Source organism: Rhizobium sp. EC-SD404, assembly GCF_902498825.1.
Classification (GTDB): Bacteria; Pseudomonadota; Alphaproteobacteria; order Rhizobiales; family Rhizobiaceae; genus Georhizobium.
In genome coordinates this window covers 3,595,152-3,615,037 of sequence record NZ_LR701459.1, presented here as the reverse complement: position 1 = coordinate 3,615,037, position 19,886 = coordinate 3,595,152, and the positions used below count along the sequence as shown (strand labels likewise).

Genomic DNA, 19,886 nt, shown 5'->3' with positions numbered 1-19,886 from the left:
GCCGGGATCTCTCAGTTGAAGTTAAGCCGACTTTTTCTTGTCGTCGTCGTCATTGACCTCTTCGAAGTCCGCATCGACGACGTTATCCCCATCTTGCGCCGCATCGCGCTGGGCATCGTTGGCGGCCGCATCAGCCTGGCTGGCCTCGTACATGGCCTGGCCGAGCTTCATCGACACTTCCGCAAGGGTCTGCGACTTCGCCTTGATGGCTTCGGCGTCCGGCTCGGAAGCGTCGAGAGCCGACCGCAGATCCGCGATCGCGTCCTCGATGGCCTTCCGGTCTTCGGCAGAGACCTTGTCGCCATAATCCTTGAGCGACTTTTCGGACGAATGCAGCAGGCTTTCGGCCTGGTTCTTCGCCTCGACGCCTTCGCGGCGCTTCTTGTCGCTTTCGGCGTTGGCTTCGGCGTCCTTCACCATCTGCTCGATATCGGCGTCGGAAAGACCGCCAGATGCCTGGATGCGGATCTGGTGCTCCTTGCCGGTGCCCTTGTCCTTGGCCGAAACGTTGACGATGCCGTTGGCGTCGATGTCGAAGGTGACTTCGATCTGCGGCACGCCACGCGGCGCCGGCGGAATGCCGACCAGGTCGAACTGGCCGAGCAGCTTGTTGTCCGCCGCCATTTCACGCTCGCCTTGGCTGACGCGGATGGTAACGGCGTTCTGGCTGTCTTCGGCCGTCGAGAAGGTCTGCGACTTCTTCGTCGGGATCGTCGTGTTGCGGTCGATCAGGCGCGTGAAGACGCCACCGAGCGTCTCGATGCCGAGCGACAGCGGCGTCACGTCGAGCAGCAGGACGTCCTTGACGTCGCCCTGCAGAACGCCGGCCTGGATGGCAGCGCCGAGCGCGACGACTTCATCCGGATTGACGCCCTTGTGCGGCTCCTTGCCGAAGAACGACTTCACGACTTCCTGCACCTTCGGCATGCGCGTCATGCCGCCGACGAGAACGACTTCGTCGATCTCGGCTGCCTGCATGCCGGCATCCTTGAGCGCGGCGCGGCAGGGAGCCACGGTGCGCTGGATGAGGTCGTCGACCAGGCTTTCGAACTTGGCGCGCGAAAGCTTCATCGTCAGGTGCTTGGGGCCCGACTGGTCGGCCGTGATGAACGGCAGGTTGATTTCGGTCTGCGACGAGGACGACAGCTCGATCTTCGCCTTTTCGGCAGCTTCCTTGAGGCGCTGCAGGGCAAGCTTGTCGTTCTTCAGGTCGATGCCCTGTTCCTTCTTGAACTCGGCTGCGAGGTACTCGACGAGGCGCATGTCGAAGTCTTCGCCGCCCAGGAACGTGTCGCCGTTCGTCGACTTCACCTCGAAGACGCCGTCGCCGATTTCGAGAATGGAAACGTCGAACGTGCCGCCGCCAAGGTCATAGACGGCGATCGTCTTGCCGTCCTTCTTGTCGAGGCCGTAGGCGAGCGCAGCAGCGGTCGGCTCGTTGATGATGCGCAGCACTTCCAGGCCGGCGATCTTGCCTGCATCCTTGGTGGCCTGGCGCTGGGCGTCGTTGAAGTAGGCGGGAACCGTGATGACGGCTTTTTCTACCTTTTCGCCGAGATAGCTTTCAGCGGTTTCCTTCATCTTCTGAAGGATCATCGCGGAGATCTGCGAAGGCGAATAGGTCGTGCCGGATGCTTCGACCCAGGCGTCGCCATTGTCAGCCTTGACGATCTTGTAAGGCACCATGTCCTTGTCTTTTTGCGTCGTCGGATCCTGGAAGGTCCGGCCGATCAGGCGCTTGATCGCAAAAAGCGTGTTTTCGGGGTTCGTGACCGCCTGGCGCTTTGCCGGCTGGCCGACGAGGCGCTCGCCATCATCGGAAAAAGCAACCATAGACGGCGTCGTGCGCGCGCCTTCCGCGTTTTCGATCACCTTGGCGTCCTTGCCGTCCATGACGGCGACGCAGGAGTTCGTGGTTCCGAGGTCAATACCGATAACTTTAGCCATTGTTCTTCTCTCTCCTTGAAGCGAGCCGTCCGGACCCTCTGTGGCGTTCCGTGCGACGGCCCCTAGCGGGATTGGTGTTCGGTTGTGGCGAGCCTGGCGTCAGCAGCAGAGCCAAGCAGGTTTCGGCGTATATAAGAACGGGATTTTTAGACTGCAAGGCACTGGACGAGCCATGAGACGCACGCACACCAAACCGGCACCGAGGCGCCGGTCGATCAGCGGTTTCGCGGGCTCAATTGCCGAGGATCAGGTCCAGCAGCGTCGTGGTGCGCGGTTGCGTGGCACCTGTCGGCTGTGCGTCCCAGTTGCCTTCGCCGACGGAAGCCGGTGGCACCGGCGCTCCCTCGTTGATTCGGGGCGAGGTGACGCGTGCCGATCCACCGAGGATGTCGATGCCCCAGCCGGAAGGATCGTCCTCTCCCGCGATGATGTCGCCGACGCCGTCGGGCGGCACGGGGCCGAAGCCTGGACCCTGGTCGATCACGCCATCGGGACGAACGCCGGGCAGGTGAGCAGGCGGCACGCCGCGATGAGCGCCGCTCATGAACGCCTGCCAGGTTTCGGCGGGCAAACCGCCGCCGGTGACCCGGTTCATGGACGTGCCGTCGTCATTGCCGAACCAGACGCCGGTGACGAGATTGCTCGTGTAGCCGACGAACAGCGCGTCGCGGAAAGATTGCGTCGTGCCGGTCTTGCCGGCCGGCAGCCAGCCGTCGATCTGGGCGTTTCTCCCGGTTCCCGAGCGCACCACTTCGGCCATCATCGCGTTCATCATGGCCGCGACATCGCCGTCCAGCACCCGTTCGGGCTGCGTGGCGGTGCGCTGATAGAGCAGTTCGCCGTCCAGCGTCTCGACGCGCTCGATCATGTAGGGATCGGCCTTGTACCCGCCGTTCATCATCGGTGTGTAGGCGGCGGTCAGCTCCTGCAGGGTGACTTCTGACGTGCCGAGCGAAATCGATGCGTTCGGCGTCAGCGTGGACTTGATGCCGAGCCGATTGGCGAGCGCAACGACATTTTCCGGTCCCGTTTCCATGACGAGCTGCGCAGCGATGGTGTTCGTCGAGCGGGCGAGCGCCTGGGCGAGTGTCAGCGGCCCGTGAAACTTCTGATCGTAGTTCTCCGGCGACCAGTTGCCGATCTGGATCGGCGCATCCTGGCGGACCGAATAGGGCCCGAAGCCCATTTCCAGCGCGCTGGCATAGACGAACGGCTTGAAGGCCGAACCCGGCTGGCGGCGCGCATCCGTCACGCGGTTGAACTGGCTTTTCGCATAGTCGTAGCCGCCGACCATGGCGCGCACTGCGCCCGTCGCGTCGAGCGAGATCAGCGCGCCCTGGCTCACGACGAGCTCCGTGCCACGCGTGGAAATCGCGTCGACGACCGCGTCTTCGGCGAGCTCCTGCAGCTGCGAATCGATCGTGGTGGTGACGATGAGATCCGTTTCGACCGCCCCGATCACTTCGGTCAGCTGGTCCATCACGGCATCGGCGACATAGTGCTCGGCACCCGTCCAGAAGCTCGGCGCGCGTGTCGGTGATTGCGTCATGGCGGTGGTGACTTCGGCGTCGGTCACATAGCCGGAATCGCGCATGGCTTGCAGCACCACCTGGGCGCGCTCTTCGGCAGCCTGCGGATCGCGCGCGGGCGAAAGCCGCGAAGGTGCCTTCAAGAGCCCGGCGAGAAGAGCGGCTTCGGCAAGCGTGACCTCGTCGGCGGTCTTGTCGAAATAGCGCCGCGCGGCGGCCTCGACACCATAGGCGCCGGAGCCGAAATAGACCCGGTTCAGATACATTTCCATGATCTGATCCTTGGTGAATTCATGCTCGAGCCAAAGCGCCAGAAGCACTTCCTGCACCTTACGTTCGACCGTGCGCTCGGGCGTCAGAAACAGGTTCTTGGCCAGCTGCTGCGTGACGGTCGAACCACCCTGGACGACATCGCCTGCCGCCAAGTTGGTGATCATGGCGCGTGCCAGTCCGATCGGGTCGATGCCGAAATGGCTCTGGAAGCGTCGATCCTCGATGGCCATCACCGCTTGCGGGATATAGGGCGAGATTTCCGAGAGCCCGCGTTGTTCGCCGCCTGTCGCGCCCCGATTGCCCAGAACGTCGCCGCCGACCGAGACGATGCGGACATTGGGCGGTCGGTCGGGAATGCTCCAGGTCGATGCGTTCGGCATCTGCGCGGCGTAATAGGCGACGATGCCGCCGACGCCGAGCGCTCCCCAGATGCCGAGAACGAAGCACCAGTAGACCAGCGTGCGCATCATGCCGAAAAGGCCGCGCCGCTGCTTACGCCCGCGCCGCCCGCCACCGCCATTGCCGCCACTGCCACCACCGGCTCTGCGGCTGGATGATCCGGTGCTGCGCTTGCCCGTTGCGGCAGTTCGGCCGCCACCACTCACGCGGTCGTTGCGTTCGACGCGAAAATCGTTGTTGCCGGCCGCCCGAGCGCCGTCGAGCGAAGGCTCGATCCGCCTGCCGGTGCTGCGTATTGGGGCCATCAGTAAGCAACTCTTTGTTTCATGCAGAAATAGGCCTGTGAATTCTAATTGAGGCGATTTAAGGTGCGGTTAAGGATGGTGCCGCGAGCCAACCAGGCGGCTTCAACCGTCCCGCGCTCATGACGAGTCACGCCGTGGCCACGATGATCATGCATCCAGCGCTATCCATAATCATCGGCATGGCGTGCCCGTGGCCGCCCGATGATTGAGTGATGATCCCGGCGTCTCCTTCCGGGCGAAATCAGGGAAAGATCGTTGAAGAACAAGATTTGGGCGGTAATCGGTCTCGCCGCTGTGATATTTTCCATCTGGCTCTTATCGAAGGAGTTGCGCGGGCTCTCATTCGCCGAGTTTGGCGACACCATCGCTGCGATTTCAGGGCTGGACTGGATGTTGGCGATCTGCGCGACGTTTGCCGCCTACCTTGCGCTCGCCTGGTACGACCATCTGGCACTCATGCATCTGAAGCGTTCGGTGCCGTGGCGTTTCATCACGGTGTGCTCCTTCACCACCTATGCACTGTCGCACAATATCGGTGCTTCGGTCATATCAGGCGCGGTCGTGCGGTACCGTGCCTATTCTTCCCGCGGGCTGACGACGTCCGAGATCGGCGTGCTCGTCGCCTTTTGTTCGTTCACCTTCGCGCTCGGCACCATCCTGCTCGCCGGCATCGTGCTTTTGCTGGAGCCTTCGCTGACGGAGCGATTCGTCGATGTGCTTCCGGTGACGGCCTCCACCACGACGGGCGCCATCCTGCTCGGTCTGGTCGCGGTCTATGTTGCGGGCAGCTGGTTCGGCCTGCGCCCGCTGCGCATCGGTTCGTTCGAGCTTCTCTATCCACGACTTCCGGTCGTCTGGAGACAGCTGTTGGTCGCTCCGGTCGAGCTGGCTGCGGCAGCCGCGATCATCTACTTTGCGCTGCCGGCGGAAGGAAATCCCGGTTACCTCATCATCCTCGGCATCTTCCTCGTCTCCTTTTCCGCCGCGCTGATCTCGCATGCGCCGGGTGGCATGGGCGTGTTGGAGCTTGTTTTCATCACCGGCCTGCCAGAGATGGATCCTGTGGCCGTATTGGCCGCGCTTGTTGTCTTTCGACTGCTCTACCTCATTATTCCGCTGATCCTTGCGCTTGGGGTGGTGATCGGCTTCGAGCGGTATCAACTGGCAGCCGATCCAAGGAAATAGACGTGGCTGCGTTGGGGGTGAAGACGGACCGCCTAAGCTGCCCCTTGCAAAACTGCGCACCTCTTCCCATCTCAGGTCCAACGCCGCGCGCTCCACCACTTGGGTACGGCCTTCGGGCCGGGTTTTGGGTGGTGTCGAGTGCGCGGCTGACGATCCGCACGGGTTGACCACGGATGTACTGGCAGCCACGGCTGATCGTTGAGGAAGCGGGGTTCTAGAAAGACCCCGCTTTTTTCTTGCCCGGATTTCAGGTGCCGGTGCTTTGCCTCTTGTCGATGAAGAACGCCTTCAGCCGGTCGACGTCCGACGGCGTCCAGCCCTGCGGCTCGGTCACTTCCATCCAGCCATCGATATAATGTTCGTGCGCATAGACGTGGCCGTAGCCGATCGGGGCGGTCGTTGCGGCCATGAGATCGACGGTCAGCTGCAGGAAAGTGATGACCGGAAACCAGCGGAATTCGTCGGCGACGTCCGGACCGCGCGGCTCCTGCATCCAGGCCGGCTCGCGGTAGACGCTCGGCGGATCGAAGAACGTTACCGGGTCGCTGGCATATTGTAGATAGACGATACGCAGAGGCCCCCAGGGCGCTTGTGCCTCGTCGAGCGTATTGGTCTGGTTTGTGAAGCGCACGATCGAGCCATCTCTGAACCGAGGCAACCAGGCCGGACTCCCGGGATTGCGATCGGCCGTCAGATCACGCCAGGTTTGCGTGGAAAACGGAGGCCCGCTCCAGAGCGCGCCCTGGAACGGGTCGCCGATCACGTCGTAGAAATCGACGGAGAGGTTCGAGTTCAGCGCGCCGAGGCTCAGGCCATAGAGATAGAGATTGGGCCGCTGGTCGCTCGGCAGCTCGCGCCAGTAGTCGTAGACGAGATCGAAGAGCGCGCTTGCCGTATCGGCGCCGTACCCCGGCTCGAAAAGCAGAGACAGCCAACTCGTCAGGTAGGAATACTGGACGGCAACGCTCGCCACGTCGCCGCGCAGCAGATATTCGAGCGTATCCATGGCGGCGGGATCCACCCAGCCAGTGCCCGTCGGCGTGATGATGACGAGGTTGGTGCGCTCGAAGGCGTCGACGCGGATCAGTTCGTCGAGTGCCAGCTGGGCCCGCTCCTCGATCGTCTCGGCAGAATTCAGCCCGACGAAGACGCGGATGGGCTCTTCGATGGCGCTATCGCCGGTGAACTCCGTGATCTCCTCGGCACTCGGCCCGGTCGCGACGAATTCGCGGCCCCGGTTTCCAAGATCCTCCCAGCTGACCAGCGATGCTTGGCTGCCGGTCTTGAGGGCGAGCTGCGGGCGCGCAAGCGCATCGTCGACGAGGGCATCGATTTGCTGGAACGAGGCATCAGCGGCGCGCAAGCCAAAACGGAAAAGCACGCCGTCGACCAGCGCCCAGAACACGGCCGCCGCCAGAATGAGGCCGAGCACGTTCGAGACCCGCCGCGGGATGAAGGTTTTCAGCTTTTGCGCGAAGACGTGATTCACCGTCTTGAAGACGCGCGCGATCAGCAACAACAACGCGAAGATCGCGAGCGCGATGAGGCCCACGCGAAAGGGCTGGACCGTGTCGACCGGTGGCAATTCCATCAGCCGGCGTATGGCGTTCTGCCAATCTGAGGCGAGCCAGAGGTAAATGAAGGCGAAGATGCCGCAAAGGACCGAGACGACGCGCAGCGCCCGCCGTGTGCCGGCCTCGTCGAGCTCCGGCATTTCAAGATAGGACCAGAGCCATCTCCCGAAGCTTCCGATCCCGTATCCGGCCGCCATGGAGCAGCCGGAGAGAATGCCCTGCATGACGAAGTCGCGCGGCAACAGGCTTGGTGTCAGCGAAGCTGCGAAGAACAGCGTGCCGACGATGAGGCCCGTGGAGCAGGGGGCGTGAAGGAAGGTCCGACGAATTTGAAGCATGGGGTGGACTAGAGCAGCGTTGCGAGCAAGTACATGGGCCCCTCATCGGCCGGCCTTCCAGCGTGCCGATTTTGTCGCCCTTGGCAAGATCGGTGTTGCGCGATCACGCGATGGCCACCATTCGCAGGCAAGGAGGGTGCAATGGTTGCGTGCCGTCGCGCTTCGAACCATGCCCTTGCCCCGAGGCCCTGCCGTGCGTTTGATTGCCCTACCCTTGCTTCTGGCGACCAGTATCGCCCTTTCCGCTTGTGCCTCGACCGGCGAAACCGAGCCGGAAAACCTGCCGGCTGCCGAGCGGGCTGGCATCATGGAGCGGCTTGGAACCTCGCTCAGTACGGCCTGTGGCCCGACTGCCGGCTGCTATGGTCTCGCCGTGCGCCTTGCCGGCTTCCTGTGGGAGTATCGCGAGAGCTTCTCGGTCCAGACGCGCGTCTATCGCTGCGTCGGCCAGTATGCGCTCGGCGCCGGCTATCGCTGGGGCGTGCGCCGCTTCGTGTCCGAGATCGACAACGAAGCCCAGGCAACCTCGATGGTCACTTATCTCTACGAATGCGCGGTGCCGGAATGGGCGCGCGCTTGGTTCGATGGCCAGGAAGACGAGCCGCCGGTGCCGCCCGGCGAGGTCGCACCGCCACCGGGCCAGGTCCGAACCAGGCCAGCCACGATCCCGCCGGTCACCACGGCGCCGACCACCCCCGCTGCGCTGATGCCTGCCACCCCAGACTATCCAGCCGCGAACACGCCTGGGATCGCCCCAGCGGCCCCGGCCACGCCGGCTGACGCAGCGGCAGCGTCGTCACCGCAACAGCCGGCAGGCGTGCGCCGCAACCCCGCGCCGGCCACGACTCGTCCGACCGGGACATCCGAGCCCGCGCCAGTCGTTGGGCCTCCCATGCCGCCTTCGGGTGCCGCTGCCCGAACGCGGGCCGCAGCGCCGGCTGCGACTGGCCCTTCAGAGACCCCAGCAGCACCGCGGCCTCAAACGACCGCTCCAATTCGCCCGACCCCCGCAACGGCGCCTTAACCACACAGATCGTTGATGGGCCGCGTGGCGCCCGCCTTTAGCAATTGCCAAGAGACCCGGGGTTAGTGTCGCTCCATAGATTGGAGACGACCGACATGACGATCCATGCACCGCACGACCTCGCCCGCGTCGATTGGCCCGCCCGTGTCGATTGGGTGGACCATGCCAAGGGCATTTCCATCCTGCTGGTCGTGATGATGCACTCCGTGCTCGGTGTCGAGGCGGCCATGGGCGTTCCCGGCTGGCTGCATCCGGTCGTCGAATTCTGCCGGCCGTTCCGTATGCCGGCCTTCTTCCTGATCTCGGGGCTGTTCCTCGCGCGCACCATCGATGCGCCGTGGGGCCGCTATATCGACCGGAAGGTCGTGCACTTCGCCTATTTCTACGTGCTGTGGCTCACGATCCAGTTTGCATTCAAGGGACCGGGCATCGCCATGGAAGAAGGGGCGGGCGCTGCGCTCGGCGCGTACCTCACGGCATTCCTTCAGCCCTTCGGTACGTTGTGGTTCATCTATATCCTGCCGGTTTTCTTTCTGTTCACGCGGCTCGTGAAAGGCTTGCCGGTCTGGCTCGTGCTCGCCTGGGCGGCGGTCATGGAAATCATGCCGATCGCCACCGGCAGCGTCATTTTCGACGAATTTGCCGCGCGCTATGTCTATTTCTTCGCAGGTTACGCGCTTGCGGCGCGGGTCTTTGCCTTCGAAGGCTGGACGGCGCGCAACGGGGCACTGACCGCCGGCGCGCTTGGCGTCTGGGCCTTGGTCAACACGGCGCTGGCCTTCGGGGTCGCCCCGTCTGCGCTCACAGGCTACGCGCAGGCCTTCACCTGGGAGGACAAGGCGGCGAAATGGGCCGACCTGCCCGGCATCTCGCTGTTGGCCGGCGCGCTGGGCACGCTCGCCGTAGTGGCGATGTCCGGCCTGCTCGCCCGTGTCTCATGGTCGAACGGTCTGCGCTGGATCGGGGCACATTCGATCGTGATCTATCTCGCCTTCTTCCTGCCGATGGCGATCGCCCGCGTCATATTGATCCGTCTCGGAATCATCGACGACGTCGGCACGATATCGCTGCTCGTCTGGATCGCGGCGGTCAGCGGCCCAATCGTCTTTTACATGATCGTCCAGTGGACCGGCTGGGGCCGCTTCCTGTTCGAACGGCCTTCTTGGGCGAGGCTTTCGGATAATGGCGGCCGGCAAAAAGCCGACCGCATGGTTCCCGGCGAATAGGACGGGAGCCGGCTCAGGCCGACTTAGGCCGCCTCAGGCCTGCTTCGTCGCCAGCGCTTCCATGATCCGGATCCAGGACCGGATGCCCTTGTGGAAGGATGTCAGCTCGTATTTCTCGTTCGGCGAGTGAATGCGGTCGTCGGCGAGACCGAAGCCGACCAGCAGCGAATCCATGCCGAGCAGCTTCTGGAAATCGCCGACGATCGGAATCGAGCCGCCCATGCCGATCATCACGGCAGGCTTCGGCCACTCGCCCGAAAGCGCATCCTTGGCCGTGTTCAAAAGCGGTGAATCGTAAGGGAGCTGGATCGCCGGCGAGCCCCCATGCTCGTGGAAGCTGACGGAGCAGTCAGCCGGAATGCGCTCTTGGACGAAATTCCGGAAAGCGGCACGCACCTTTGCCGGATCCTGTGCGCCGACGAGGCGGAACGAGACCTTTGCCGAAGCTTCCGCCGCGATGACGGTCTTGAAGCCTTCGCCCGTATAGCCGCCCCAGATGCCGTTCACCTCCGCGGTCGGTCGCGCCCAGGTGAGTTCGTGCACGGATCGGCCTTTTTCGCCGGCAAGCTGCTTCAGCCCGACTTCGCCGAGAAAGTCTTCGGCCGAACGCCCGAGCTTGTCCCAGATCGCCTTGATCTCGTCCGGGGTTTCCTCGACGCCGTCGTAGAAGCCGGGGATCGTGATCCGGCCGTCCGCATCGCGCATTTCGGCGAGGATCGATGCGAGGATGTGGATCGGATTGGCGGCCGCCCCACCGAAATAGCCCGAATGCAGGTCGCGGTCGGCCGCGGTGATGGTGATTTCCTCGCCGACGAGCCCTCGCAGGCCAGCCGAGATTGCCGGTGTTTCCGCGTCCCACATGTTGGTGTCGCAGACGAGCGCGAAATCGGCCTTGAGCTCGGCCGCATTGGCTTCGAGGAACGGCTTGAGCGAAGGCGAACCGGATTCTTCCTCGCCTTCGAACAGGATCGTGACACGGACCGGCAGCTTTCCGGCGGTTTCGCGCACGGCGCGGCAGGCTTCGACGAAGGTCATCAATTGGCCCTTGTCGTCGGCGGAGCCGCGGCCGGTGATGACCTTGCGGCCGGACTTTGCTTCGCGCACGGCAGGTTCGAACGGATCGTTCTCCCACAGGCTCAGCGGGTCGACGGGCTGGACGTCGTAATGGCCATAGAAGAGGACGTGCGGCGCATCCGTGCCCGCTTCGTCGTTGTGCGCCACCACCATCGGATGGCCCGGTGTGTCGCGCACCGATGCCTCGAAGCCGATCGCCGACAGTTCCGCGACCAGCCAGGTCGCTGCCTTGCGGCATTCGTCCTTATAGGCGGGATCAGTGGAAATGGAGCGAATGCGGATGAGGTCGAACAGACGCTCCAGGCTTGCGGGAAGGTTGGCGTCGGCGCGCTCAAGCGCAGGTGCGGAAAGGGACATGGGACGGATCCTCGCAGAATTTCAGACAACTGATTTGCGTGGGACCATAGCCGCGTCGGGCCAAAAGAAAAGCCGCCGCGACGGGGGGCGGTGTCGCGACGGCTTCCTATAAATCGGACAAAGGCCCGGAGAGGGGGGATGAGGCCTTTGTCCCTGTGTCCGGCAGTGGCGGGGGACAAGCCAGTAGAGCCGGACAGCGGCAAATTTCGTGTTGCCGATGACGTAGATTTGGCTCTGGGAATATGGCGATTCAAGGATGACGAAGATTACAAATTGGTAACGTGTGCGTGAACGTTTGCCGCTTACTACGCGTTACTTGCCTGCTCTTCGAACCGTTCCTTATTCGCCCTCTTCGGGGTCCTGCCGCTTCAGTTCGTCGAGCACCGGCATCGACGTGATGTGGTAGCCCGAATCGACGAAGTGAACCTCGCCCGTCACGCCGCGAGACATGTCGGAGAGAAGGTAGAGCGACGACGAGCCGACATCATCGATCGTCACGGTGCGCCGCATAGGCGAATTGCGCGCCTGGTAGCTGAACATGACCCGCGCATCGGCAATGCCGGCGCCTGCCAGCGTGCGAACGGGGCCCGCCGAGATCGCGTTGACGCGGATCTGCTTCGGACCGTAGTCGGCGGCAAGATAGCGAACGCTGGCTTCCAGCGCAGCCTTGGCGACGCCCATGACGTTGTAGTTGGGCATGACGCGGGTCGAGCCGGCATAGGTGAGCGTAAGCAGCGAACCGCCCTCCGTCATCATCGCGGCAGCGCGCTTGGCAACTTCGGTGAAGGAGAAGCACGAGATCACCATGGTGCGGGAGAAATTCTCCCGAGAGGTGTCGGCATAGAGCCCCTTCAGTTCGTTGCGGTCCGAAAAGCCGATAGCGTGCACGACGAAGTCGAGCGTGCCCCATTTTTCCTTCAGCGTATCGAACACGGCATCGACCGTTTCGATCTGCTCAACGTCGCAGGGCAAAAGAATATCGGAGCCGAGTTCGGCGGCGAGCGGTTTCACGCGCTTGCCGAAAGCATCGCCCTGATAGGTGAAGGCGAGTTCGGCGCCGGCGGCGCGCAGCGCTTTGGCGATGCCCCAGGCGATGGAATGGTTGTTGGCGACCCCCATGATGAGGCCGCGCTTTCCGTTCATGATGTCGGTCTTCATGCGATCGATCCTGCCCTCACGCTTCGTAACGCTGGAAGACCAGCGTCGCGTTGGTTCCGCCGAAGCCGAAGGAGTTCGAAAGAACCCGATCGATCTGCAAATCGTCCTTGCGTTCTGTCAGGATCGGCATGCCTTCGAACTCGGGATCGAGCGTCTCGATATGGGCGCTCTTTCCGAGGAAACCCGCCTGCATCATCAGGAGCGAGTAGATCGCCTCCTGTGCGCCGGCGGCGCCGAGCGAATGGCCCGTGAGCGATTTGGTCGACGAGATGAAGGGGATCTTGTCCCCGAAGACTTCGCGAATCGCGCCGACTTCCTTGCTGTCGCCGACGGGCGTCGACGTACCGTGGGTGTTGATGTAGTCGACCGCGCCGTCGACCGTCTTCAGCGCCTGGCGCATGCAGCGCACGGCACCTTCGCCGGATGGCGCGACCATGTCGTAACCGTCCGATGTTGCGCCGTAGCCGACGAGTTCTGCGTAGATCTTCGCGCCGCGGGCCTTGGCGTGTTCCAGCTCTTCCATCACGAGAACGGCGGCGCCGCCGGCGATGACGAAACCGTCGCGATTGGCATCATAGGCGCGCGAGGCGGATTCCGGCGTGTCGTTGTACTTGGACGACATCGCGCCCATCGCGTCGAAGAGGTTCGACATGGACCAGTGCAGGTCCTCGTGGCCGCCGGCAAAGACGATGTCCTGCTTGCCGAGCTGGATGAGCTCGGCCGCGTTGCCGATGCAATGCGCCGACGTCGAGCATGCCGACGAGATCGAATAGTTGACGCCGTGGATCTTGAACCAGGTGGCGAGCGTCGCCGAAGCGGTGGACGACATGGCCTTCGGCACCGCGAACGGTCCGATGCGCTTAGGGCTGCCGTTCTTGAGGGTGATGTCGGCCGCTTCCACGATGGTGCGGGTCGACGGGCCGCCCGAGCCCATCACGATGCCGGTCATCTCGTTGGTGATGTCGCCCTGATCGAGCCCGGCATCGTCGATCGCCTGCTGCATGGCGACGTGGTTCCAGGCGCCGCCCTGCGAAAGGAAGCGGGCTGCACGACGATCCACCAGCTCGCTCGTATCGATCTTGGGCGAACCCCAGACCTGGCAGCGGAAGCCGTGTTCGGCAAAGTCCTCGGAGCGGGAGATGCCCGAACGGGCGTCCCGAAGCGACTGCGTGACCGCCTCCTGATCGTTGCCGATCGAGGACACGATGCCGATCCCGGTCACAACCACACGTCTCATCTGGAAATTCCTTCTGTCATCCGTTCGGTAGACTGGCCGCATCGTCGGGCCAGTCCCACCCGCGCCAAGCTTTGGTCTCAGGCGGTCTTGTCCTTGAACAAGCCGACTCTGAGGTCGCTGGCCTTATAGATGGTCTCGCCATCCGCCTTCAGCCAGCCTTCGGCGATACCGAGCACGAGGCGGCCGCGCAGCACGCGCTTGAAGTCGATGCCGTATTCGACGAGCTTCGTCTCGGGCGTGACCATGCCGGTGAACTTCACTTCGCCGGTGGAGATCGCCCGTCCACGGCCGGGCTCACCGAGCCAGCCGAGGAAAAAGCCGGTCAACTGCCACATGGCGTCGAGGCCGAGGCAGCCGGGCATGACAGGGTCGCCCTGGAAGTGGCACGGAAAGAACCAGAGATCCGGCTTGATGTCGAACTCCGCGCGCACGAAGCCTTTGCCGAACTCACCACCCGTTTCCGATATCTCGGTGATCCTGTCGAACATCAGCATCGGCGGCAGCGGAAGCTGCGCGTTGCCCTGTCCGAACAGCTCCCCACGGCCGCATCGCAGGATGTCCTCGTAATCGTAACTGGATTTCTTATCCATGAAGGCTTGCATCTCCTCGGCGTGCCGCTCGCTCGAAATCTTCCCCTACGTCAGTTCGAGAGGAGCGGCCGAACCTATCATACCGTTGCCGCGGGATTGAACCCTCGGCAATTCGCGCTCACCGCTTAACCGAACTTTATCCCAAGCACCAGTGCGCGAGGCGCTCGGGCCGGGTGTCGATGCGCGTGAAAGTGGGCTCTATTGCATGCGCTTGCCGGAAAAGTTATATCCGTAGCAAGGATTGTCCTTGATAAAGAGTGCCATGACCGCGACGCCGAATGCCATGGAAGCCATATCTTGCCCGACGCGCTCGATCGATGTCCGCCTGCGCGACGCAGGTCTGCGACCGACGCGGCAGCGCATTGCGCTGGGCGGGCTGCTGTTTGCCAAGGGCGACCGGCATCTGACCGCTGAGGACCTTCACGAGGAAGCGGTTCGCGCCGGCGTCCAGGTCTCGCTCGCGACCGTCTACAACACGCTCCATCAGTTCACCGAAGCGGGCATGCTGCGCGTTCTCGCGGTCGAAACGGCCAAGACCTACTTCGACACCAACACGTCGGACCATCACCATTTCTTCGTCGAAGGCGACAGCGAAGTGCTCGACATCGATACGGGCGACGTCGAGGTCGGCAATCTGCCCGAGCCACCCGAGGGCATGGAAATCGCCCATGTGGACGTGATCATCCGGCTGCGGAAAAAGACCTAGTCCATTCCGACAGGGTAATCGGTTGCAGGGATCGTCGCGAAGCGCCGATCCTTTTTCGTTTCAGCGGAAGGCTTCGCCCGGATAGGCGCCCCAGATCTCCTGTTGGGAGACCCATCCAGATGCACCATCGACCGTGCTTTCGCACCAGTTTCCATCGCATCCATTAACGTGCAGAACGACGCCGGGCGCGAGCTTGGCGACGAGGCGTCCGCGGGTTTCGCGGTCGCCATACATCTCGACGTAGACATCCTCGCCCCGATTGCGCATCCACGGCGCAGCGATCGCGGTGCGCTCGCCCGAAAGCAGCGCCTGGTTGATCCAGCCTTCGGCGCCTTCCGCGTCGCGGACCTTGCGCCAGTTGTCGTATTCCTGAATGACTTCCATGGGCATGCCGGAGCGGGTGTAGCGCCATGAGATGGCGTAATCGATCCCCGGCCCGATACGCATGTTGACCTTCGCCGCCTTGAGGCTGACGAACCGCGGCAGCGGCAGGCCGCTGGCTCCACGGTTGGTCGATTGCGCCTGCGCAAGCGTCGCCCCTGCTGTCATCGCCAGCGTGAGCACGAGCGTGGGCAGAAGTTTTGCAATCATCGACTTACGCAAGATTTTCAACTCCCAAGGGTGCCGATCGAGCCTTGCGCTTCCAACCTGCTCCGACGTTGCAGTCAGAGCGCGAGACCGCTCCGACTTTTGTTTGTCATCGCCGGGCTGTCTGGTAGAAGCGAGGTTCCAGGGAGAAAGTGTCGCTGAGTTTGGTTAACGCGCTCTCAACAAGAAGGGGCCTGATACAAGATGGCGAACCGGAAGCGGCCTAAGGTCTTCATTACGCGCAAACTCCCCGACCCGGTCGAAACGCGCATGCGCGAATTGTTCGATGCGCATCTCAACATCGAGGACCGCCCGCTCACCCAGCCCGAGCTCGTCGCCGCCATGCGCGAGAGCGACGTGCTCGTGCCGACGGTGACCGACCGCATCGATGCGGCGATCATCGAACAGGCCGGCGAAAACCTGAAACTGATCGCCAATTTCGGCAATGGTGTCGACAACATCGACATCGACGCTGCGGCCAAGCGCGGCATTACCGTGACCAACACGCCGAACGTCTTGTCCGAAGACACGGCCGACATGACCATGGCCCTAATTTTGGCTGTGCCCCGTCGCCTGACCGAAGGCGCGCAGATTTTGACGGCCGACGATGGATCCTGGCAGGGCTGGTCGCCCACCTGGATGCTCGGCCACCGCATCTGGGGCAAGCGTCTCGGCATCGTCGGCATGGGCCGAATCGGCACTGCAGTGGCGCGCCGCGCGAAGGCGTTCGGCCTGTCGATCCACTATCACAACCGCCGGCGCGTCAGCCAGCAGACCGAAGATCAACTCGAGGCGACCTATTGGGACAGTCTCGATCAGATGCTGGCACGGGTCGACATCGTGTCCGTCAATTGCCCGTCGACGCCGGCGACGTTCCATCTCCTATCTGCGCGGCGAATCGCGCTGATGAAGCCGGGGGCCTATATCGTCAACACGGCCCGTGGCGGGATCATCGACGAGGCCGCCTTGATCCAGGCGCTGAAGGACGGCGCGATCGCGGGCGCCGGGCTGGACGTGTTCGAGCACGAACCGGCGGTCGACCCAAAACTGATCAAGCTCGCAGAAAGCGGACGCGTCGTGCTCCTGCCCCACATGAGTTCGGCGACGGTCGAAGGCCGCATCGACATGGGCGAGAAGGTCATCATCAACATCCGCGCCTTCGTCGATGGCCACCGCCCGCCCGACAGGGTGCTGCCGGGCCGAAACTGACCTTGGCGAGAAGTGGGGTCTAGCGGACGATCAGCGTCCCGGCGCCATGCTCGGTGTAAAGCTCGAGCAGCACCGAATGGGCGACCTTGCCGTTCAGGATGACGACGCCTTCGACGCCCGCTTCGATAGCCTGGATGCAGGTCTCGACCTTCGGGATCATGCCGCCGGAAATCGTGCCGTCGGCTATCAGCGCGCGCGCCTGGGCGACCGACAGTTCCTTGATCAGCTCGCCGGATTTGTCGAGCACGCCCGGAACGTCGGTGAGAAACAAGAGGCGCGTCGCGTTGAGCGAGCCTGCGATGGCGCCGGCAAAGGTATCGGCATTGATGTTGTAGGTGTGCCCGTCGCGGCCCGGAGCGACGGGGGCGATCACGGGGATCATTTCCGATTTCGCCAGAAGGTCGAGAAGCGTACGGTCGACCTCGACCACTTCGCCGACAAATCCGAGATCGAGAACCCGCTCGATATTGCTGTCCGGATCGATGATGGTCTTCTTGGCCTTCTCGGCGAACACCATGTTCCCGTCCTTGCCGCAGAGACCGATCGCCCACTCGCCCTCGGCGTTGATGAGCGCGACGATTTCCTTGTTGATGGACCCTGCCAGCACCATCTCAACGATCTCGACCGTCTTCTGGTCAGTGACGCGCAGACCGCCTTCGAATTTCGATTCGATGCCCATCTTCGTCAGCATCGCGCCGATCTGCGGTCCACCACCATGGACGACGATGGGATTGACGCCGGACTGCTTCAAAAGCGCGATGTCGCGGGCGAAAGCCTGGCCCAGCGCAGCGTCGCCCATCGCATGTCCGCCATATTTGACGACGATCGTGCGGTTCTCGTAGCGCTGCATGTAGGGGAGTGCCTGCGACAGCAGTTCCGCTTTGATCTGGCTATTGTTCTCGCCGTCTGCCATGTCGTGCTCTCGGGTCCCCTTGAGGTTTGCCGGCTTTTAGACGGATTGCCCCCGCGCCGCAATGTGCTGTACCGGCCGCCGGGCCAGGACGTGGCTGTTATTGACTTGCATCTGCGCTACATCAGAAGAGCGCGCAAACGGAACTGGCAAGGCAATGACGCAGGACATGGAAGCGTTGATCGCTCGAGTCGCCCTGGGCGACCGATCAGCCTTTGCCGAACTCTACCGCAAAACCAGTCCGAAACTTTTTGCGGTCTGCCTGCGTATTCTGGTTGATCGGGCTGAGGCCGAAGAGGCACTGCAGGAAGTTTACGTGAAGGTTTGGCAGCGGGCTGATCGGTTTGCGAGCGGCCGTGCTGGCGCCATGACGTGGTTGTCGGCGATCGCCCGCAATCACGCCATCGACGTTATCAGGGCGCGCAAGCCGATTGCACGCGACATTGACGATGCCATTGCCGTCGCCGATCCGTCCCGTAATCCCGAAGAGGCGGCCCTGGCTGCAAGCGAGGGACGGCGGATCGAGGACTGTCTGCAGGAGCTGCCGGAGGACAGGGCCCAAGCGGTGCTCAAGGCCTATGTGGAGGGCTTGAGTTACGAAGAACTGGCGCGCCATTATGGCGTGCCGCTGAACACGATGCGAACCTGGCTGCGCAGGTCGCTCATGAAGCTGAGAGAATGCCTGGAACGATGAACGCGGCCGGTGACGACGACACGGATATGTGGGATGGCGACGACGAGACACTCGCCGGCGAATACGCCCTCGGCGTCCAGGATTTGGCGCTGCGCAAGGAACTCGAGTCTCGCATCGCGCGCGATCCGGCGTTTGCCGAACTTGTCGCGCGCTGGCAGACGGACTTCGCTGCCATCGACGAGGCTCTTCCTGCGTCTTCCCCGCCACGCGAACTTTTTGCTCGCATAGAAGGCCGGATATTCGGTGTTCCAGCCGCACGGCCCGGACGTTTCGCGTCTCTCTGGCAATCCGTTGGACTATGGCAAGGACTTGCCGCAGCCTCGCTGATCGCCGTGCTCGCGCTTGGCGCGATGCTCTGGCAGGGAAGCTGGTCGGCACAGGCGCCGAACGCCCTGATTGCGGAACTGTCCGCGGTCGGCGATGCGCCGGTCGATCTCGTCGCCCAGTATGACGGTACATCCGGGCGCATGCAGCTGATGGCTGCCTCGCTCAGCGCCGACGATGCCCGCGTGATGGAACTGTGGCTGATCGAGACCGCCGATGCTGCGCCCGTTTCGCTCGGCGTCGTCGGGCAGGATGGCGAAGGCGTGATGGTTATCGAGGCGCCGATGCGCGCGCGGCTTTCCGAAGGCGCCGTGCTGGCCGTCAGCCTCGAGCCGCAGGGTGGCTCGCCGACGGGACAGCCGACCGGCCCGGTGATCGCAAGCGGCGAAGTCCGGCGTCCCTGATAGGGTTCCTTTGTCGATTGCTGTGGCCCTTGAAAAATTTGCTGCACGCGGCTGAAACTTTCTGAGAACCGCCCCCGTACATCGAAGCGCGAACCCCATCAGGTCCGCCGCTGCCATGCTGTCCGGATGCGGCGCGGCCTGCACCCTCCGTCATGTGAGCACCCAACGCACTCCAACGCATGGCGGAGGGGACCTTCGCGCCCCAGGAATGCGAAACGCTCGTCACGCGCAGTTGAAGAAGCGTAATTCGCCTTCCGTCTGGCCAGTGCGTATATTCGTTTCAAGACAGCGGTTGCGATTTGGGCCCGCAGAGGAGTGATCATGATGACGCGACGCAATTTTCTGCTTTCGGGAGCCGCGCTGGCAATTGCCTCCGGCATCGGATTTTCGATCACACGGCGCATGGAAGCCCATGCTGCCCCTGAAGGCACTTTCGAGCTGACGCGGACAGAAGAGGAGTGGCGCGCGATGCTCAGCCCCGAGCAGTATTCCGTGCTGCGCGAAGAGGCGACCGAGCGGCCATTCACCAGCCCGCTGAACGAAGAAAAGCGCGCGGGCCTCTTCCACTGCGCCGGCTGCGATCTTCCCGTCTATTCGTCCACGACGAAGTACGACAGCGGAACCGGTTGGCCGAGCTTCTGGGATGCATTGCCGGATGCTATCGGCACGAAGGCCGACAATTCGCTGTTCATGACCCGCACGGAATGCCACTGCCGCCGCTGCGGCGGTCATTTCGGCCATATCTTCGACGATGGTCCTCAGCCGACCGGCAAGCGGCATTGCCTGAACGGCGTCGCGCTCGTGTTCAAGCCTGGCGAAACCACCCCGGCCTGAG

At 63.1% G+C, this 19,886-nt stretch carries 17 protein-coding genes; 8 read left to right on the top strand and 9 right to left on the bottom strand.

Annotated features, from left to right (window positions below; genetic code table 11):
* Window positions 1–21: 21 nt before the first annotated feature.
* Complete coding sequence (gene dnaK, locus GC125_RS18190) at window positions 22–1,947, bottom strand: molecular chaperone DnaK (protein ID WP_151986945.1); 1,926 nt, start codon at window positions 1,945–1,947, stop codon at window positions 22–24.
* Window positions 1,948–2,179: 232 nt separating this feature from the next.
* Window positions 2,180–4,453: a transglycosylase domain-containing protein gene (locus tag GC125_RS18185; RefSeq protein WP_151986944.1), complete on the bottom strand. Its 2,274-nt coding sequence runs from the start codon at window positions 4,451–4,453 to the stop codon at window positions 2,180–2,182.
* 255 nt (window positions 4,454–4,708) lie between these two features.
* Here GC125_RS18185 and GC125_RS18180 point away from each other — a divergent pair, with 255 nt between their 5' ends.
* Window positions 4,709–5,638 (top strand): lysylphosphatidylglycerol synthase domain-containing protein, encoded by a 930-nt coding sequence (locus GC125_RS18180; protein WP_286165570.1) that lies wholly within the window; start codon window positions 4,709–4,711, stop codon window positions 5,636–5,638.
* A gap of 247 nt (window positions 5,639–5,885) precedes the next feature.
* Here the strand turns inward: GC125_RS18180 and GC125_RS18175 are convergent, their stop codons facing one another.
* On the bottom strand, window positions 5,886–7,550 hold the full coding sequence (locus tag GC125_RS18175; RefSeq protein ID WP_151986942.1) for an alpha/beta hydrolase: 1,665 nt from the start codon (window positions 7,548–7,550) through the stop codon (window positions 5,886–5,888).
* Between the two features lie 193 nt (window positions 7,551–7,743).
* Here GC125_RS18175 and GC125_RS18170 point away from each other — a divergent pair, with 193 nt between their 5' ends.
* Window positions 7,744–8,574, top strand: coding sequence for a hypothetical protein (locus tag GC125_RS18170; protein WP_151986941.1), 831 nt, complete (start codon window positions 7,744–7,746; stop codon window positions 8,572–8,574).
* A 95-nt stretch (window positions 8,575–8,669) separates the two neighbouring features.
* Window positions 8,670–9,800, top strand: a complete 1,131-nt coding sequence (locus GC125_RS18165; RefSeq protein WP_151986940.1) for an acyltransferase family protein — start codon at window positions 8,670–8,672, stop codon at window positions 9,798–9,800.
* Between the two features lie 33 nt (window positions 9,801–9,833).
* Here GC125_RS18165 and GC125_RS18160 read toward each other — a convergent pair whose 3' ends face one another.
* The 4 genes from GC125_RS18160 to fabA form a co-directional block, all read right to left on the bottom strand.
* Window positions 9,834–11,231 (bottom strand): dipeptidase, encoded by a 1,398-nt coding sequence (locus GC125_RS18160; protein WP_151986939.1) that lies wholly within the window; start codon window positions 11,229–11,231, stop codon window positions 9,834–9,836.
* A 339-nt stretch (window positions 11,232–11,570) separates the two neighbouring features.
* Entirely contained in the window at window positions 11,571–12,389 is an 819-nt protein-coding gene (gene fabI, locus GC125_RS18155) for an enoyl-ACP reductase FabI (RefSeq protein WP_151986938.1), read from the bottom strand.
* A 16-nt stretch (window positions 12,390–12,405) separates the two neighbouring features.
* Window positions 12,406–13,626 carry a beta-ketoacyl-ACP synthase I gene (fabB, locus tag GC125_RS18150; RefSeq protein WP_151986937.1) on the bottom strand — a complete coding sequence of 407 codons (1,221 nt, stop codon included), beginning with the start codon at window positions 13,624–13,626 and terminating at the stop codon, window positions 12,406–12,408.
* Between the two features lie 77 nt (window positions 13,627–13,703).
* A complete protein-coding gene (gene fabA, locus GC125_RS18145; protein WP_151986936.1) occupies window positions 13,704–14,216 on the bottom strand; it encodes a 3-hydroxyacyl-[acyl-carrier-protein] dehydratase FabA in 513 nt (170 codons plus the stop codon).
* Between the two features lie 283 nt (window positions 14,217–14,499).
* Here fabA and irrA point away from each other — a divergent pair, with 283 nt between their 5' ends.
* Window positions 14,500–14,922 carry an iron response transcriptional regulator IrrA gene (gene irrA / locus GC125_RS18140; RefSeq protein WP_151988069.1) on the top strand — a complete coding sequence of 141 codons (423 nt, stop codon included), beginning with the start codon at window positions 14,500–14,502 and terminating at the stop codon, window positions 14,920–14,922.
* Window positions 14,923–14,982: 60 nt separating this feature from the next.
* Here the strand turns inward: irrA and GC125_RS18135 are convergent, their stop codons facing one another.
* Entirely contained in the window at window positions 14,983–15,513 is a 531-nt protein-coding gene (locus tag GC125_RS18135; protein ID WP_151988067.1) for an SH3 domain-containing protein, read from the bottom strand.
* 201 nt (window positions 15,514–15,714) lie between these two features.
* Here GC125_RS18135 and GC125_RS18130 point away from each other — a divergent pair, with 201 nt between their 5' ends.
* Window positions 15,715–16,719, top strand: a complete 1,005-nt coding sequence (locus GC125_RS18130; RefSeq protein WP_151986935.1) for a 2-hydroxyacid dehydrogenase — start codon at window positions 15,715–15,717, stop codon at window positions 16,717–16,719.
* A gap of 19 nt (window positions 16,720–16,738) precedes the next feature.
* Here the strand turns inward: GC125_RS18130 and argB are convergent, their stop codons facing one another.
* Entirely contained in the window at window positions 16,739–17,632 is an 894-nt protein-coding gene (argB, locus tag GC125_RS18125; protein WP_151986934.1) for an acetylglutamate kinase, read from the bottom strand.
* 166 nt (window positions 17,633–17,798) lie between these two features.
* Here argB and GC125_RS18120 point away from each other — a divergent pair, with 166 nt between their 5' ends.
* The 3 genes from GC125_RS18120 (at window position 17,799) to msrB (ending at window position 19,885) form a co-directional block, all read left to right on the top strand.
* On the top strand, window positions 17,799–18,323 hold the full coding sequence (locus GC125_RS18120) for a sigma-70 family RNA polymerase sigma factor (protein WP_353617096.1): 525 nt from the start codon (window positions 17,799–17,801) through the stop codon (window positions 18,321–18,323).
* Window positions 18,320–19,051: an anti-sigma factor gene (locus tag GC125_RS18115; RefSeq protein WP_199864639.1), complete on the top strand. Its 732-nt coding sequence runs from the start codon at window positions 18,320–18,322 to the stop codon at window positions 19,049–19,051. Before GC125_RS18120 ends, GC125_RS18115 begins: the two co-directional genes overlap by 4 nt.
* A 324-nt stretch (window positions 19,052–19,375) precedes the next feature.
* A complete protein-coding gene (gene msrB, locus GC125_RS18110) occupies window positions 19,376–19,885 on the top strand; it encodes a peptide-methionine (R)-S-oxide reductase MsrB (RefSeq protein ID WP_151988065.1) in 510 nt (169 codons plus the stop codon).
* Window position 19,886: the final 1 nt, after the last annotated feature.